Source organism: Streptomyces shinuiensis (assembly GCF_043660855.1).
Lineage (GTDB): Bacteria > Actinomycetota > Actinomycetes > Streptomycetales > Streptomycetaceae > Streptomyces.
Window position 1 is genome coordinate 962,435 of record NZ_JBIHML010000001.1, and the last position, 15,699, is coordinate 978,133.

Genomic DNA, 15,699 nt, shown 5'->3' on the forward strand with positions numbered 1-15,699 from the left:
CGTCCGGTTCCCCGGACCGCCGACGAGAGCCCGGGTTTCCCGGGGCGGCCCGGCCTAACGGGCGAGGTGGGCCTCGATCCCGGCGAGCTCGTCGTCGGTGAAGTCGAGGTTGCCTGCGGCCGCGACGTTGTCCTCGAGCTGCTTCACGCTGCTGGCGCCGACGAGCGCGGAGGTCACACGCCCGCCGCGCAGGACCCAGGCGATGGCCGTCTGCGCCAGGGTCTGCCCGCGCCGCCGCGCGACCTCGTCGAGCGCGCGGACCGTGGCGAGGGTCTCCTCGGTGATGCCCTCGGCGGTCAGGAACGGGCTGGCGCCCGCGGCCCGGGACCCGGTGGGGATGCCGGACAGGTAGCGGTCGGTGAGCAGGCCCTGGGCCAGCGGGGAGAAAGCGATCGACCCGGCGCCCACCTCGTCGAGGGCGTCGAGCAGGCCGTCCTCGACCCAGCGGTTGAACATCGAGTACGAGGGCTGGTGGATCAGCAGCGGAGTGCCGAGGCCGGCCAGGATGCAGGCGGCCTCGCGGGTCTGCTCGGGGCTGTAGTTGGAGATGCCCACGTAGAGCGCCTTGCCCTGGTGGACGGCGGACGCAAGCGCGCCCATCGTCTCCTCCAGGGGCGTGTCGGGGTCGTAGCGGTGCGAGTAGAAGACGTCGACGTACTCCAGGCCCGTCCGCCTCAGGCTCTGGTCCAGGCTGGACAGCAGGTACTTGCGCGAGCCCCACTCGCCGTACGGCCCGGGGTGCATCAGGTAGCCCGCCTTGGTGGAGATCACCAGCTCGTCGCGGTAGGGGCGGAAGTCCCGGGCGAGGTGGCGGCCGAAGTTGGCCTCGGCCGCTCCGGGCGGCGGGCCGTAGTTGTTGGCCAGGTCGAAGTGTGTGACCCCCAGGTCGAAGGCGCGGCGCAGGATCGCCCGCTGGGTGTCCAGCGGCTTGTCGTCGCCAAAGTTGTGCCACAGTCCCAGCGAGATCGCCGGCAGTTTCAGCCCGCTGCGTCCGACACGTCGGTAGGGCATGGCGTCGTAGCGCGCGTCCGCGGCGGTGTGGGTCACGGTGCTCCTCTGCTGGGACGGGCCGGGGGACGGCAGGTGGTCCGGCCGCGGCAACGTTACACCGCGCTCCGGCCGGCTCGGCCCGCCGTTGTCACCGCCGGGACCGGGACGGGAACGGGCGGGGACGGCCGTGCCTCCCCGGCTGGGGGGGAGAGCCGGGGAGGCACGGTGCGGGCCGCCGGGGGTGGACGCCGGCCCGCCGGTCCGGACCCCTCAACGCGCGGGGCCCGGGGGATCAGGGTTTTCCGGCCCCCACGCCGGACCGGACGCGGCTCCTGGCCGTGGTGGCGGACTCCATGGGGCGGACGCGCGGGCTGCGGATCCTGCCGCCGCCGAGAGTCCGGCCGGGCCCGGCCGGACTCAGGCCCGCCACGGACGTGCCGAGAACAGCCCCGGCCACGATCCTCTTTCCGCCCCTCCGATCCGGAGGGACAGGAGCACGGCGCATTCGTTTCTCCTTCAATCAATCAGGAGAGCATTCACCCTGCCGCACCGACCTGCGGTCAAGTGATTCCCCACGTCGATGCAAATTTGACAGAAAGCGCTTTCTCTCAAGAAGCCAGCGCGACCCTAACATTCACCTAACGTGCCGTCAAGCCTTCGCTTGCAATCCTCTGACGCCGAACGACACCAACCCCCTCTGAACGCCCCTCCGAGCCTCACCTGGCACTGGAGAACGCGACGGGGCGACACAGCACCAGGCCTCGGGTAGTTGAAATAAATACTAGAAAACGCTTGCTTGAGCGGCGACACAGCCATTGACTCGACAGAAAGTCTCCGGGCACACGGAAGGGCGGTGCCCCGCATCACCGGCGGAGTGCGGGACGGCGTCGCCGTCTCACGACGCGAATTCCGGTTTTCCTCCGGGCCGACCACTGACACACCGTCGGCCTCCGCCGAGCGATGGAAGCGGTTGCCGCGGTGCCCTCACCGGACTTCCGGGAGGGCACCGCCCTCTTCGCCCCGCCCGGCGGAACGGAAAACCGGCTGCACGGACATTGACATGGCAGGAACATGCAGGGCGTCATATGGGGGCGGTGTTCGTCGCCCCGTCGACCCGCGCGAGGACATCTCCGCCGAACGGCGGGGGCCGGTGCCGCATTCGGAACGATGCACGCGGATGCGGTCCGACAACGTTGTCAAGCATCGCGACAACGTTGTCTCACCGGCCTCCCGGCCTTTCCGCGGGATCCCCGGCGGGGCGCCGCACCCGTGCGGGGTTCCGGAATCGGCCGACCGCCGCCCGGAGCCTCCGCTCCGGCCCGCGACCACGGCCCGGGTCCCCCCAGGGGCCCGTCCCCCATGGGGCCCCTGGGGGCCGGCACCACCGAGGAAAGACCGAGGAGAGACATGAGGAAACGACCCAGAAGAAAACTGGCGGCGGCCGTCACCGCGGCACTCGCCGGCCTGGCCGGCATGCTGCTGCCCGTGTTCGGCCCGGCCGACGAGGCCGAGGCCGCCACCGGCATCCGCGTCAGCGACGGCCGCGTGTACGAGGCGAACGGCAACGAGTTCGTGATGCGCGGCGTCAACCACGCCCACGCCTGGTACCCGGACAGAACCAGTTCCATCGCCGACATCAAGGCCAAGGACGCCAACACCGTCCGGGTGGTCCTCGCCAACGGCGACCGGTGGGCCCGCACCAGCGCCTCCGAGGTCTCCTCGATCATCGGCCAGTGCAAGCAGAACAGGCTGATCTGCGTGCTGGAGGTGCACGACACCACCGGCTACGGCGAGGACGGCGCCGCCACCTCCCTGGACCGGGCGGCCGACTACTGGATCGGCGTCAAGAGCGCGCTGGAGGGCCAGGAGAACCACGTCGTCATCAACATCGGCAACGAGCCGTTCGGCAACAACGGCTACGACCGCTGGACGGCCGACACCAGCGCCGCCGTCCAGAAGCTGCGGAACGCCGGCTTCGACCACGCGCTGATGGTCGACGCGCCCAACTGGGGCCAGGACTGGTCGAACACCATGCGGAACAACGCCTCGACGGTGTTCAACTCCGACCCCGACCGCAACACGATCTTCTCCATCCACATGTACGGGGTCTACAACACCGCTTCCAAGGTCCAGTCCTACCTGAACCACTTCGTCGACAACCGCCTGCCGATCGTGGTGGGCGAGTTCGGCCACAACCACGGTGACGGCGACCCGGACGAGAACGCGATCATGGCGACCGCGCAGTCGCTCCGGGTGGGCTACCTGGGCTGGTCCTGGAGCGGCAACGGCAGCGGTGTCGAGTACCTGGACATGGTCAACGGTTTCGACCCGAACTCCCTGACCAGTTGGGGTCAGCGCTTCTTCAACGGCACCGACGGCATCTCCGCCACCTCCCGGGAGGCGACCGTCTACGGGGGCGGCTCCGGCGGGACCGCGCCGAACGGCTACCCGTACTGCACCGGCGGCAGCGCCTCCGACCCCGACGGCGACGGCTGGGGCTGGGAGAACGAGCGCTCCTGCGTCGTACGCGGCGGCGCGGCCGACGGCGGCGACTCCGGCGGCACGGCCCCCAACGGCTACCCGTACTGCACCGGCGGCAGCGCCTCCGACCCCGACGGCGACGGCTGGGGCTGGGAGGACAACCGCTCCTGCGTCGTACGCGGCGGCGCGGCCGACGGCTGACGGCTGACGGCTGACGGCTGACGGCCCGCACGCAAGCGGTGTCCTCCCGCCCCGCCTCCGGGGCGGGAGGACACCGCGCGGTCCCTTACCGCGGACCCCGTCCGCTCAGCAGGTGTTCCGACTGGTGTTGTCGAGGGTGAGGTTGCGGTAGGTGATGTTCGTACCGCAGGGGCTCTCCCTGAGTGAGGTGTTGCTCAGCGTCAGGTTCTGCAGGGTGATGTCCCTGTTGCCCGGGAACTCACTGCGGGCCGCCAGCCTGACCTCCCCGCCGCCGCTGACCGTGCCGCCCTGGGATGCAACAGTCACGTTGTAGCAGTTCTCGATCAGAATGGCGTTGTTGCCGGTGTTGGTCAGCGTCACCCGGTCGATGACGGCGCCGCCGCTCTCGGAGACGCAGAAGACCCCGCGCCCGCCGCCGCGGGCGATGACCTCGCCGACGCGGATGTTGGTCGGATAGCTGCCGCCGATCCGGCCGTTGCGGTTGGCCATCCTGAACGCCGCGTAGCCGGTGCCGGTGGCGGTGTTGTCGGCGTCGACCTTCCCCACCGTGGCGTTGACCGTGTCGTTGAGCAGCAGCCCGGAGTGGCCGACGTCGCGGGCGGTCACCGTCCCGATCGTCAGCCCGTCCACCCCGTAGGTCTCCACACCGTGGTTGCCGGTACCCGAGACGTAGACGTCGTCGATGCGGATGTTGCGCGAGCGCGACGAGCGATCGCCGTGGTTGTCGATCCGGATGCCCAGACCGCCGGATACCCGCATGTCGATCCGGCCGAGCACCACGTTGCTGACGTTGCGCATGAAGATGCCGTACAGCGGGCGACCGGTGACGGTCAGATGCCCGACCTCGACGTTCGTCGTGCCGCGGGAGTAGATCGGCGCCTGGTCGCCGGAGCCGGAGCCGGTGACGTCGATGGTGCCGCACACGTCGATGGCGGTGTTGCTCGGCAGCGACACCCTGGTCCCGGCGCTGATCGAGCCCGAACCCCGCACCACCACGCGCTCCTTGGAGGAGCGGTTGGGTGTCAGGCTGCCGATCGCGGCCTGCATCGCGTCGCGCATGCTGCCGCCGGTGTAGACGGTGCTGCCGCCCCGGCTCGCGGTCCAGGTGCTTCCGCTGCGCACGGCTTCGGCCTGGTACGAGCCCTCGCCGCAGGCGGCCGCGGCGGCCGGCGCCGCCTGGGCGGGACGGGACTTCTGCGCGGCCCCGGCCGCCTGTGCCGCCTGCCCGGAACGGCCGGTCCCGGCCCGGGCCTCCGCGGCCCCGACCGCGGGCGCCACCGTCGCCAGCATGGCCGCCGTCAGGGCGCCGGCCGCGACCGCGGCGAGCCTGCGCCTCCTGGCGGAGGGGGTGACTCCGCTTCTCATCGTGGACTCCTTCCGTGGGGGGACGCCCACCGCACTCGGCACGGGGCCGCTCGCACCGGGCCACAGGAGGCCACCCGGTGGGGGGATTTCGCGAGAAAAGTACAGTAAGCGCTTTCCGAGTCCAGGAGTATTGCAACGCTTCATTCAGGAGGTCAAGAGGCGTGCGACCGCCCCCGGAAACGGGCGAAATGCGGCCTTCCCCATGGACCGCGCCGCCCAATCCCCCAAGAACCGCACCTGACCTGCGATCCTTCCCCTCCCTCGATCGGCCTCCGCTCCCGGGATCCCGTACTTCCGGAATGTCTGCACCGAATAGCGAGCAGATACAGGCGCCCAGGGCAGGCTTTCCGGCCACTGAGCCCGTTCCAACCTGGCCGCCGGGCAGGTCAGTTGGGATGACAGACAGGTGAAGCCCCTGGTAGATGGGTTTTCGACCAAGAAGAACCGTCTCCACCAGAGGCTTCGTGTGCTTGTCTACCCGTCCGGCGTCGACGTGTCCAGCTCTGCCCTGCGCTTCCTGTCCGCCAAGCTCCGTCAGCGCCGCCGGGAGCTCGGCACCCGGTGGCGGCGTCTGAGTCCGGGCCGGCAGGCCCTGCTCACACTCGCCCATCTCCGCAACGGCCACCCGTACGCCCAGCTCGCAGCCGGATTCGGTATCGGGACCACCACCGCCTACCGGTACGTCACCGAGGCCGTCGAGCTCCTGGCCGCGCTCGCCCCGACTCTTGCGGAGGCGGCCCGGACGGCATCGTCGAAGGCGTTCGTGCTGCTGGACGGCACCCTGCTGCCGATCGACCGCGTCGCCGCGGACCGCCCCTTCTACTCCGGGAAGCACAAGGGGCACGGGATGAACGTGCAGATCCTGGCCGATCCCACCGGTCGGCTGCTGTGGACCTCACCGGCTCTGCCCGGAGCCGTCCACGACGTCCGGGCCGCCCGCGAGCACGGCATCATCGCCGCTCTCACGGCCACCGGCATCACCTGCTGGGCCGACAAGGGCTACCGAGGCGCCGGAGGCACGGTCCGTGTCCCGTACTGGGGACGCTGGGAGACGCTCTCCCAAGGCCAGAAGGCCGTCAACCGGTCCCACGCCAAGATCCGGGCCCTGGTTGAGCAGGCCGTCGCCACCCTCAAGTCCTGGCGGCTCCTCCGCAAACTGCGCTGCTCGACCACCCGCATCACAAGCCTCGTCCAAGCCGTCCTGACCCTGCATCTGGCCAGCTCAGACCGATGATGGAAAGAGCTCACTGCCTATATACCTTACTCGCTTCAGCGCCTCCCGGGTCGACCAGACCCCTGGGTTCTGGCCTGGCCCCCCTTCCTCAGGGCTTATCACTCTTCCCAGGCTTTGGACTTCTGAGGTGCAAGGGTCCTCGTGTGCCGTGAACCGGCCCGGGGCGCGCCCGTACCGGGAAACCGGCGTACAGGAGACCCCCGGCCGCAACACGCCGAGTCGCGGAACCCCTCACTCCGGATCAGACTTGGCCGTGGCCGGGCCGTGCCCCCCTGTCCCCGGCCCCTGCCCCTGCTCCCGACCCCGGCGCCGCCCAGGTGATCTCCATGCCGATGACCGTGTTCGGACCGCAGGACCCGTTCGCCGAACCGCTCAACCGCCTTTTCGGCTCCGGACCCCGGACCCCGGACCCGACCGGCCGGCCCGCGTCCGCAGAGGCGCTCCCGGACGAGTCCGCCCGGGAACTGCTGTCCCTGGCCGCCGGGCGCTCGGCCAGGGACGGCGGCGAGCTGGACACCGGCCACCTGCTGTGGGCCGCCACCCGGGTGGGCTCCTCGCGCCGTGTTCTGGAGGATGCCGGGGTAGGCCCGGACCGGCTCGCCTCCCACCTGCTCCGGGCCCTCGCCAGGAGCGCCGGCGGTGCCGGGCCCTCCCTGACGCCCGCGGCCGAACGCGCCCTGCTGGCGGCCCGTGCGGGCGCCCGTGCCGTCGGCGCGGCCCGGTTCGGCCCCGAGCACGTTCTGGCCGCCCTGCTGGACGACCCCCACAGCGGCGCCGGCCAGGCGCTGCGCGCCGCGGGCGCCGCGCGCGAGCCGGTCCGCAGGGCCGCCTCCCGCCCGTCCGGTCCGTCCGGCTCCACCCCTGTACTGGACCGCTACGGCCGCGATCTGACCGCACACTCCCGCGAAGGCCGGCTGGACCCGGTGGTGGGACGCGCGGAGGAGATCGACCAGACCATCGAGGTGCTCTCCCGCCGGACACGGAACAACCCCGCCCTGATCGGCGAGCCGGGCGTCGGCAAGACCGCGGTCGTCGAGGGCCTGGCCCGGCGGATCGCGGTCGGCGAGGTGCCCCCGGAGCTGCGCGGCCGCAGGATCGTCGGCCTGGACCTGCCCGCACTGGTGGCCGGCGCCCGCTACCGGGAGGAGGTCGAGGAGCGGCTGCGCGCGATCGTCGGGGAGGTCACCTCCGACGAACGGATCATCCTCTTCCTCGACGAGTTGCACACCCTCGTCGGCGCGGACGCGGGCACGGAGGGCTTCCCCGACCTCGGCGGCGTCCTGCGGGCCGCGCTCGCCCGCGGCGGGCTGCGTGTCGTGGGCGCCACCACCATCGACGAGTACCGCCGCCATGTGGAGCGGGACATCGCCCTGCACCACCGCTTCCAGCCGGTGCTGGTGCCCGAGCCGACCGTCGAGGAGACCGTGCGCATCCTGGAGGGTCTGCGCGGCTCCTACGAGGCCCACCACCAGGTCCGCTTCTCCGACGAGGCGCTGCGGGCCGCCGCCGAGCTCTCCGCCCGCCATCTGCCCGAGAGCTTCCTGCCCGCCAAGGCCGTCTCCCTGCTCGACCAGGCCGGCGCCCGGGTGCGGCTGCGCGGTCTCGGCCGCAGCGGTGAGGCCCTGGAGGTCGAGGACCGCCGCGACCTGCTGCGGCGCGAACTCGACCAGGCCCTGGCCCAGGAGGACCTGGAGCGGGCCGCGACACTGCGGGAGGGCATGCGGGAGCTGGAGCTGGAGCGGGCCGCCGTCGCCGAGAAGCGCGAGACCGCCGCCCGGGTGACCGTGGAGGACATCGCCGGCGCCGTCTCCCGGCGCACCGGCATCCCCGCCGGCCGGCTGGCCCGCGACGAGCGCGAGCATCTGCGGCATCTGGAGGAGAGGCTGCGCGACCGTGTGACCGGCCAGGCCGAGGCCGTCTCCGCGGTGGCACGGGCGGTACGCCGGGCGCGGGCGGGGATGAGCGCCCCCGGGCGGCCCGCCGCGGTCCTGCTGTTCGCCGGACCGCCCGGGGTGGGCAAGACCGAACTGGCCAGGGCCCTGGCCGCCGAACTCCTCGGCGACGCGGGCCGCCTGGTGCGCTTCGGCACGGGCGCCCTGCGGGAGGGACGGGGGGAGGCGGGCCGGCTGGACGAAGTGGTACGGCGCGGGCCGCGCTCCGTCGTCCTGCTCGACGGGATCGACCGGGCCCACCCGGACGTCCTCGACCCGCTGGCACGACTGCTGGAAGGCGCCCGGCCGACCGGTGCCCGGAGCCCTGCCGCCGGCCTCGGCGAGACGGTGGTCGTCCTCACCGTCACCGTCGACCCGCGCAGCGTGCTGGCCCACTCCGGCGACCCCGGCGCGCTCCGCGAGGAGACCATGGCGCATCTGCGCGACCGGGTACGGCCGGAACTGCTGGAGCGCGTCGACGAGACCGTCTTCTTCCACCCACTGACCCGCGAGGACCTGCTGCGCGTCGTCGGGCTGCTGCTGGAGGACAGCCGCCGGCTGCTGGGGGCCCAGGGCATCGGCCTGGAGGTCGACCGCAGCGCCCGCGAGTGGCTGATCAACCAGGGCTACCAGCCCGACTCCGGCGCCCATCCGCTGCGCCGCACCGTCCGCACCCACCTGGACGACCGCCTCGCCGACCTGATCCTCGACGGCTCCCTGCGCGCGGGCGACACGGTGCTGGTGGGCATCGACGAACACGGTCTGACCTTCGAGGTCGCCGGCCGGCAGGGGTGAGGGTGCCGTGGCCGGGAGGGCGTGGGGCCGCCCCGGCCACGGCACCCGGGCCGTCAGCGGCGGGTCACAGGGAGCGCTCCAGGCGCTCGGCCATCAGCCGGGTGAAGCGGGCCGGGTCGCCGGGCATGCCGCCCTCCGCCAGCAGCGCCATGCCGTGGACGAGTTCGGCCATGCCCTCCAGGCCCGGGGCGGACGCGTTCTCCGCGTGCGTCTTGCGCAGGCCCGTGATCAGCGGGTGGCCGGGGTTGATCTCCAGAATGCGCTTGCTCTCGGGCACCTCCTGGCCCATGGCGCGGAACATGCTGCGCAGACCGGGCGTCATGTCGTCGGTGTCCGAGACGACGCAGGCCGGCGAGACGGTCAGCCGGGAGGACAGCCGCACCTCCTTGACCTCGTCGCCGAGCCGCTCGGTCATCCACTCCAGCAGAGCGGCGTACTCCTCGCGCTGCCGCTCCCGCTCCGCCTCGGCCCGCTCCTTCTCCTCCTCGGTGCCGAGTTCGGCCTCGCCCTTGGCGATGGAGAGCAGCTTCTTCCCCTGGAAGTCGGGCACCGCGTCGACCCACACCTCGTCGACCGGGTCGGTCAGGACGAGCACCTCCAGGCCCTTGTCCCGGAAGGCCTCCATGTGCGGCGAGCTCTCCACCGCGCTCCGGGACGGGCCGGTGAGGTAGTAGATGTGCTCCTGGCCCTCCTTCATCCGCTCCACGTACTCCTGGAGCGTCGTCGCCTTCTCCGCGTCGTGGGTGGAGTCGAAGGAGGAGGCCGCCAGGACCGCGTCGCGGTTGTCTGGGTCGTTGATCAGCCCCTCCTTGACGACCGCGCCGAACTCCCGCCAGAAGTCCGCGTACTTCTCCGGCTTGGCGGTCCTCATCTCCTTGAGGGTGGACAGCACCTTCTTCGCCAGCCGCCGGCGCATCAGCTGGATGTGGCGGTCCTGCTGGAGGATCTCGCGGGAGATGTTCAGCGACAGGTCCTGGGCGTCGACCACACCCTTGACGAAGCGCAGGTAGGCCGGGACGAGTTCCTCGCACTCCTCCATGATCAGGACGCGCTTGACGTAGAGCTGCACACCGCGCCGGTCCTGGGAGAGGACGCCCTGCGGCGGCCGCGCGGGCAGGAAGAGCAGCGCCTGGTACTCGAAGGTGCCCTCCGCCTGGATGCGGATGGTCTCCAGCGGATCGGTCCAGTCGTGGCTGATGTGCTTGTAGAGCTCGTGGTACTCCTCGTCGGAGACCTCGCCGCGGGGCCGGGCCCACAGGGCCTTGCGGGAGTTGATCGTCTCCGGCCCGGGCTTTCCGCCGTCCTCGCCCTCGCTCTCGCCGCCCCCGTCCTCCGCGGCCGCCTCGGCGCCCGCCTCGACCAGGCGGATGGGCCAGGTGATGAAGTCGGAATAGCGCTTGACGATCTCCCGGATCTTCCAGGGGGCCGTGTAGTCGTAGAGGCGGTCGTCGGTGTCCTCGGGCTTGAGCTTCAGGATGACCGACGTGCCCTGGGGCGCGTCGTCGACCGTCTCGATCGTGTACGTGCCCTCGCCGGTGGAGGTCCAGCGGGTTCCCGCCTCCTCCCCGGCGCGGCGGGTCAGCAGCGTGACGTCGTCGGCCACCATGAAGGCCGAGTAGAAGCCGACGCCGAACTGCCCGATCAGTGCCTCCGCGGCCGCCGGATTCCCGGCCTCCCCGGCCTTCTGGGCCTCCTCCAGCTTCCGGACGAACTCCGCGGTGCCGGACTTGGCGATCGTCCCGATGAGCCCCACGACCTCCTCGCGCGACATCCCGATGCCGTTGTCGCGCACGGTCAGCGTGCGGGCGTCCTTGTCGGTCTCGATCTCGATGTGCAGGTCGGAGACATCGGCCCCCAGCGAGTCGTCGCGCAGCGCCTCGATACGGAGCTTGTCGATCGCGTCGGAGGCGTTGGAGACCAACTCCCTCAGGAACACGTCCTTGTTCGAGTAGATCGAGTGAACCATCATCCGCAGGAGGCGGCTGGCCTCCACCTGGAACTCGAACGTCTCGGCCGTCATCGTCGTGGATTCCCCCACCAGTCGTCGTCCGTGCCCGGCAGGGCACGCATCGCCGGGCGGTGCGTGTCCTGCCGGGAATACCTTTCCCGGTGATGTTATGCCGGACGGGCGTCCGTCCCGGCACGTACGCCCGGGTACGGCCGCGCCGCCCGGCGGTGCCCGCCCGTCCGCCGGGGAGCGGACGGGCGGGGTGGCGCGTTCCGCTCACACCGGCCAGGAGTCGGCCGGGTCGTCCAGCCAGGCCCGCTGACCCTGCGGCGTGACGGTCGGGCCGAACCGCTCGTACCCCGGCCCGCCCCGCTCCCGCCACCAGCGGTGGGCGGACCCGACCTCGTCCCACAGCCGGCGGGGCCCAGACTGCCACACGCGTGCCGCCTTCCCGTCGCGGAACATCGCGCAGGCCCAGGAGCGGTCGGTCAGCCCGTACCACCACACCGGCCGGGCCCCGTCGCGCTTGCCGGCGACGACGCACCGGCAGTGCGGCACCCGGAGCCCGAGCGCGAAGTGCCGCGGCTCGAACCGTTCCCCGGTGAACTCTCCTTCCGGCAGCACGGTGGAGGACTCCTCGCCGTCGGCCACGCTGCCCGTGACGTACCCGGAGTGGGCAGGCACTCCCACTCCCGGCCCCCACCGGGCGGGCGGAGGAAGTACCGTCCGCCGCTCCTGCCCATCAGCTCGCCGATCCGGTCGCGTGTGGTGTCCACGAGGTACGTCGCCATGCCTGCTCCCGTGCCGCGTGCGGTGACTTTCCGTATCCGCCCACTCGCAGAGTGCTGCCGTGGCGGTACGCTCAACAGGGCTTCCAGTTCTCCAGAGAGAGCTGGAGAGAAGGGATGTTGGGCACATGCGACGCGGCGGCGGGATCGACCGTCCTTACTCGCCACAGGAGTTCTACGGTTTCTCCGCAGGTGCGCACGCGCTGCTGGAGAGCATGGTCACCCTCATGCGGTTCACCGACGCCCCTCCGGTGGCCTGCGTTGAAGGCCTGCGCACCGAGCGTGTCATGGATGACCCGGACATGGTCGAGACCTGTCAGTCGGCCTACGACCTCGCCCTGGGCGATGCCTTGTCGTCGGAGGAGTCACCGGCCCCACCCGCCGACGCACCCGCGAGGCAGGTCCTGTTGCCGTTCACCAATCATGATGTGAGCATGACTTTGCTTGATGGCCGTCGCAGCCGGTGGGGCGGCGCGCTGATCGGCCGGTCCCTGCCGCTGCACTCTATACAAGGAGCCCGTCACATGAAGCGATCGAGGATCCGTACAGCCGTCACGGCGGTGGCCGGCGCGGCAGCGCTCGCCTTGGGCGGCCTGGCCGCCGCACCCGCGGGAGCCGCGACCTCCGCCGCGCCTTCGGCACAGAAGAGCGTGACGGCGGCTTCGGGTTTCTGGGCGTGCACCGTCCCGGCCGGAAAGACCTACAGCGACACCGACCGCACCTACCGCGGCAGCTGCAACCCCAGCGGTTGGGGAACCAGCTATTACGTCGTCGACCCGGCCGACGGTGTCTGGGCGTGCACCGTCCCCTCGGGCTACACCTATACCGACACCGACCGCACCTACCGCGGCAACTGCAACCCGCAGGACTGGGGAACCGCCTACCTGCTCGCCGTACCCCGCACCGGCATCTGGGCGTGCACCATCCCGCCCGGCTTCTCCTACACAGACACCGACCGCCGCTACCGCGGCAACTGCAACCCGCAGGACTGGGGGACCGCCTACCTGCTGGTGGGCTGACCGACCCGCGTTCATGCCCCCGCGGGGCGGCCTCCCGGCACGGTGCCCGTAGGGGACGGCGGGGACTCCGGCGGCCCGGCGCCGGTCCTCCCGGCACTGGCGTGGAGCGCGTTCACGGCGGAGGCGGGCCGTATCGGCCCGCCTCCGCCCCACATCACTGCCCCACCCGGCCGTCGACGCACTCGCGCAGCAGGTCCGCGTGCCCGCAGTGGCGGGCGCACTCCTCGATCCCGTGCACCATCGGCTCCCGGATCGTGACCCCGTCCTTTCCCACGCGCTCGCCCAGGTCCGGGTGCCGGGCCAACGCGGCGTCGGTGGAGGCCTGTTCGCGCTCCAGGTCGGCGTACGCGGCGTCGGCCACGGCCCGGTCGGCGACGGCTCCGCCGAAGTCCGCGTCCTTCTCGCCGTACAGCTTCGGCAGCGGTTCGTCGTCGCCGATCCAGCTGCGCCAGTCGCGTTCCACCTCGGCGAGGTGCCGGAGGAGGCCGAGCAGCGACATCGTCGACGGCGGGACCGAACGGCGGGCCAGTTGCTCCGCGTTCAGGCCCTCGCACTTCATCCGCAGGGAGGTGCGGTAGTCCTTCAGGAACTCCCGCAGTGTCGCGAGCTCGCCCTCCGGGCCGGGGCCTTCTCTGTCGCGGGGGTCGTCGTCCGGGTCGGTCCACATGTCGGGGTGGACGGTCGCCCCGGTCCATCGCGCGGGTCGGTCGCTCATGCGCCCATGCTCGTCCGCAACAGCCCGTGCCCGCCACCGAGTTCTCCTGGGGGCAGCGTCCTGGCCCGCCGGGCCAGGACGCTGCCGCCACCCGCCGCCGGGTCCCTCGCGCGCTACCTCCCGTAAGTCTCCTTCCAGCGTGCGCGGTGTTCCCGGTCGCCCTGGCCCGCGCCGTTGACGTCGGCCGGGGTGGGCAGGGAGGCGCCGTTGTCCCACAGGCCCAGGTGGTCGCGGTGCACGGCGAGGATTCCGTGCCGCACCGCCGGCGCCCGGGACGGCCGGCTGAAGCGTGAAGTCGTCGCGAAGACGGCCACGTCGGCCCCGAAGTGCACCTTCGCTCCCATCAGGTCGCGCATCTCGCGGCTGGCGATGGCGCGGGTCGGCGCGTACCGCTTGCACTGGACGACCATCGTGCGGACGTCCGGGAGCCGCCCGACCACGTCCGCGCCGAGCCGCCGAGCCACGTCCGGGTCCCCTACGACCTCCACGGCTTCCGCGACTCCCACGCCCTCTACCGCCTCCACGACGAGCAGCCATCCCGACCCCCTCTCCCCCACGATCCGTGCAGCAGTCCGGGCAGGAGGGGGCGGGCGTGGAAGGGCGCCCGTCGGCCATGGCCGGAAACCATGCGGCGGCCGGGACCGACGCCACCGCGGACAGGCTCACCCCGGTTCCGGCAGGTCCATCGACGCGAGCCCGGCCGGGTCGGACACGACCGAGATGCCGGTGATCCGGCCGCCCTCGACGGTGAACGCCAGGACCGAGAGCGGGGATCCGTCCTCGCGCCAGGAGACGGTCCCGGGAAGGCCGTCGACCAGCGCCGTCCGCGTCCGCGCGGCCGCTTCGCCGGCCAGTCGCGCGCCCGCGGCGACCTCGGTGGCGCCGAGGGTGACGACCCTGCCGCCGGGGGTGTCGGCCGTCAGCCTCACCTCGGGGTCGAGCACGCGCAGCAGTCCTTCGAAGTCTCCGCGGCGGGCCGCGGCCAGGAAGGCCCGGACCACCTCCCGCTGCTCCCGTCCGGCACCGGCCGGCCGCTCGGCCTCCCGCACCTTCCCGCGGGCGCGGCTGGCGAGCATCTTGGCGGCGCCGGTGGACTTGCCGAGGATGCGGCCGATCTCGTCGAACGGCACCGCGAACAGGTCGTGCAGTACGAACGCCAGCCGCTCGCTCGGCCTGAGCGACTCCAGGACGACCAGGAGCGCGAGTCCGACCGAGTCGGTGAGCGCCGCGTCGTCCTCCGGTGTGGGGCCCTCGTCGACCGTCACCGTGAACTCGGGCGGCCGGTCGCCGTAGGAGGCCTCGGGGCGGGACCGGCGCGAGCGCAGGATGTCGAGGCTGATCCGGCCGACCACCGTGGTCAGCCAGCCGGCGAGGTTGTCGATGGCCGCCGTGTCCTGGCGGGAGAGCCGCAGCCATGCCTCCTGGACCACGTCCTCGGCGTCGGCGTGCGATCCGAGCATGCGGTGGGCGACCGCGCGCAGCCGGTCGCGCTGGGTCTCGAACGCCTGGGCCACCGGGTCCGCCGGGCCCGCCGGGCTGGTGCCGGACATGTTGTTACCTCCCTCGGGTGTGCTCCGTCATGGGGGTGACGGGCCCGGAAGGGGCTCGGGTAACCGATGAGGGAGCCGAAGTGATGGAAGCACGTATGAAGAGCCCGGCGGACCCCGAGCTGGTCGGCGCGATCCAGCAGATCGTCAAGGCGGCTCACTCCGGTGGTGTCGATGCGCGGCTGCTGGAGCTGGTCCATCTGCGGGCCAGCCAGATCAACGGCTGCAGCCCGTGCGTGTTCGCCGGTGTGCGGTCGGCGAAGAAGTGCGGGGAGACCGACGAGCGGCTGCACAACGTGGTCGCCTGGCGTGAGACGGCTCTCTTCACCGAGGATGAGCGGGCGGCGCTCGCGCTGGCCGAGGCCGCCACCCGGATACAGGACGGCGCGCCGGGCGTGACCGACGAGATCTGGGAGGCCGCGGCGGCCCGCTTCGACGAGAAGCAGCTCTCCTCGATCATTCTGTACATCGCGATCACCAACTTCTTCAACCGGATCAACCACACGGTCCGGGAGCAGGCCGGCAAGACCTGGTGAGCCGGGCGGGCGCGGGTGCGTTCGCGTCGGAGGGCAGGGGGCGCGCCCCCTGCCCTCCGACGGGCCGGAGACGGAGCGGACGCTTCGGCCGGGGCGGGCGGGCTCGGTGCCCGTTCGCCCCGGCCGGCTCGGTTCACCGCGCGAACGCG

Annotated in this window: 11 protein-coding genes and 1 pseudogene; 5 read left to right on the forward strand and 7 right to left on the reverse strand. The window is 72.0% G+C overall.

The genetic code is table 11. The annotated features are described in order from the left end of the window. Positions 1-54: 54 nt before the first annotated feature. The gene (mgrA, locus tag ACGRHY_RS04280; RefSeq protein WP_394634051.1) at positions 55-1,047 is read right to left on the reverse strand and encodes an L-glyceraldehyde 3-phosphate reductase; all 993 of its coding nucleotides are present in this window, start codon (positions 1,045-1,047) and stop codon (positions 55-57) included. A 1,350-nt stretch (positions 1,048-2,397) separates the two neighbouring features. Here mgrA and ACGRHY_RS04285 point away from each other — a divergent pair. Continuing rightward, entirely contained in the window at positions 2,398-3,672 is a 1,275-nt protein-coding gene (locus ACGRHY_RS04285; RefSeq protein ID WP_394634052.1) for a cellulase family glycosylhydrolase, read from the forward strand. A gap of 105 nt (positions 3,673-3,777) precedes the next feature. Here ACGRHY_RS04285 and ACGRHY_RS04290 read toward each other — a convergent pair whose 3' ends face one another. Next, entirely contained in the window at positions 3,778-5,037 is a 1,260-nt protein-coding gene (locus ACGRHY_RS04290) for a right-handed parallel beta-helix repeat-containing protein (protein WP_394634053.1), read from the reverse strand. A gap of 466 nt (positions 5,038-5,503) precedes the next feature. On the opposite strand from ACGRHY_RS04290, the gene ACGRHY_RS04295 reads away from it, so the two are divergent. Both ACGRHY_RS04295 and ACGRHY_RS04300 read left to right on the forward strand, forming a co-directional pair. Beyond that, on the forward strand, positions 5,504-6,271 hold the full coding sequence (locus ACGRHY_RS04295; RefSeq protein WP_394633730.1) for an IS5 family transposase: 768 nt from the start codon (positions 5,504-5,506) through the stop codon (positions 6,269-6,271). A gap of 326 nt (positions 6,272-6,597) precedes the next feature. After that, positions 6,598-8,997: an AAA family ATPase gene (locus ACGRHY_RS04300; protein WP_394634054.1), complete on the forward strand. Its 2,400-nt coding sequence runs from the start codon at positions 6,598-6,600 to the stop codon at positions 8,995-8,997. A gap of 64 nt (positions 8,998-9,061) precedes the next feature. On the opposite strand, the gene htpG is transcribed toward ACGRHY_RS04300, so the two are convergent. Together htpG and ACGRHY_RS04310 are read right to left on the reverse strand one after the other, a co-directional pair. Further along, the gene (htpG, locus tag ACGRHY_RS04305) at positions 9,062-11,017 is read right to left on the reverse strand and encodes a molecular chaperone HtpG (protein ID WP_394634055.1); all 1,956 of its coding nucleotides are present in this window, start codon (positions 11,015-11,017) and stop codon (positions 9,062-9,064) included. A gap of 204 nt (positions 11,018-11,221) precedes the next feature. Next, positions 11,222-11,620: pseudogene (locus ACGRHY_RS04310) on the reverse strand (methyltransferase domain-containing protein); the annotation flags it as partial. A 241-nt stretch (positions 11,621-11,861) separates the two neighbouring features. Here ACGRHY_RS04310 and ACGRHY_RS04315 point away from each other — a divergent pair. After that, positions 11,862-12,752, forward strand: coding sequence for a Scr1 family TA system antitoxin-like transcriptional regulator (locus ACGRHY_RS04315; protein ID WP_394634056.1), 891 nt, complete (start codon positions 11,862-11,864; stop codon positions 12,750-12,752). A gap of 154 nt (positions 12,753-12,906) precedes the next feature. On the opposite strand, the gene ACGRHY_RS04320 is transcribed toward ACGRHY_RS04315, so the two are convergent. From ACGRHY_RS04320 to ACGRHY_RS04330, 3 genes are all read right to left on the reverse strand, one after another. Further along, on the reverse strand, positions 12,907-13,467 hold the full coding sequence (locus ACGRHY_RS04320) for a mycothiol transferase (protein WP_394634057.1): 561 nt from the start codon (positions 13,465-13,467) through the stop codon (positions 12,907-12,909). A gap of 113 nt (positions 13,468-13,580) precedes the next feature. Continuing rightward, positions 13,581-13,973, reverse strand: coding sequence for a restriction endonuclease (locus ACGRHY_RS04325; protein ID WP_394634058.1), 393 nt, complete (start codon positions 13,971-13,973; stop codon positions 13,581-13,583). Positions 13,974-14,129: 156 nt separating this feature from the next. Further along, positions 14,130-15,017 (reverse strand): sigma-70 family RNA polymerase sigma factor, encoded by an 888-nt coding sequence (locus ACGRHY_RS04330; protein WP_394634059.1) that lies wholly within the window; start codon positions 15,015-15,017, stop codon positions 14,130-14,132. A gap of 83 nt (positions 15,018-15,100) precedes the next feature. On the opposite strand from ACGRHY_RS04330, the gene ACGRHY_RS04335 reads away from it, so the two are divergent. Next, the gene (locus ACGRHY_RS04335; RefSeq protein ID WP_394634060.1) at positions 15,101-15,550 is read left to right on the forward strand and encodes a carboxymuconolactone decarboxylase family protein; all 450 of its coding nucleotides are present in this window, start codon (positions 15,101-15,103) and stop codon (positions 15,548-15,550) included. Positions 15,551-15,699 lie beyond the last annotated feature (149 nt).

Coding starts and splice junctions, on each gene's coding strand:
- ACGRHY_RS04290 (WP_394634053.1), bottom strand. CDS start 5,037: ATGAGAAGCGGAGTCACCCCCTCCGCCAGGAGGCGCAGGCTCGCCGCG.
- ACGRHY_RS04300 (WP_394634054.1), top strand. CDS start 6,598: ATGCCGATGACCGTGTTCGGACCGCAGGACCCGTTCGCCGAACCGCTC.
- ACGRHY_RS04320 (WP_394634057.1), bottom strand. CDS start 13,467: ATGAGCGACCGACCCGCGCGATGGACCGGGGCGACCGTCCACCCCGAC.
- ACGRHY_RS04335 (WP_394634060.1), top strand. CDS start 15,101: ATGGAAGCACGTATGAAGAGCCCGGCGGACCCCGAGCTGGTCGGCGCG.
- ACGRHY_RS04330 (WP_394634059.1), bottom strand. CDS start 15,017: ATGTCCGGCACCAGCCCGGCGGGCCCGGCGGACCCGGTGGCCCAGGCG.
- ACGRHY_RS04285 (WP_394634052.1), top strand. CDS start 2,398: ATGAGGAAACGACCCAGAAGAAAACTGGCGGCGGCCGTCACCGCGGCA.
- ACGRHY_RS04315 (WP_394634056.1), top strand. CDS start 11,862: ATGCGACGCGGCGGCGGGATCGACCGTCCTTACTCGCCACAGGAGTTC.
- htpG (WP_394634055.1), bottom strand. CDS start 11,017: ATGACGGCCGAGACGTTCGAGTTCCAGGTGGAGGCCAGCCGCCTCCTG.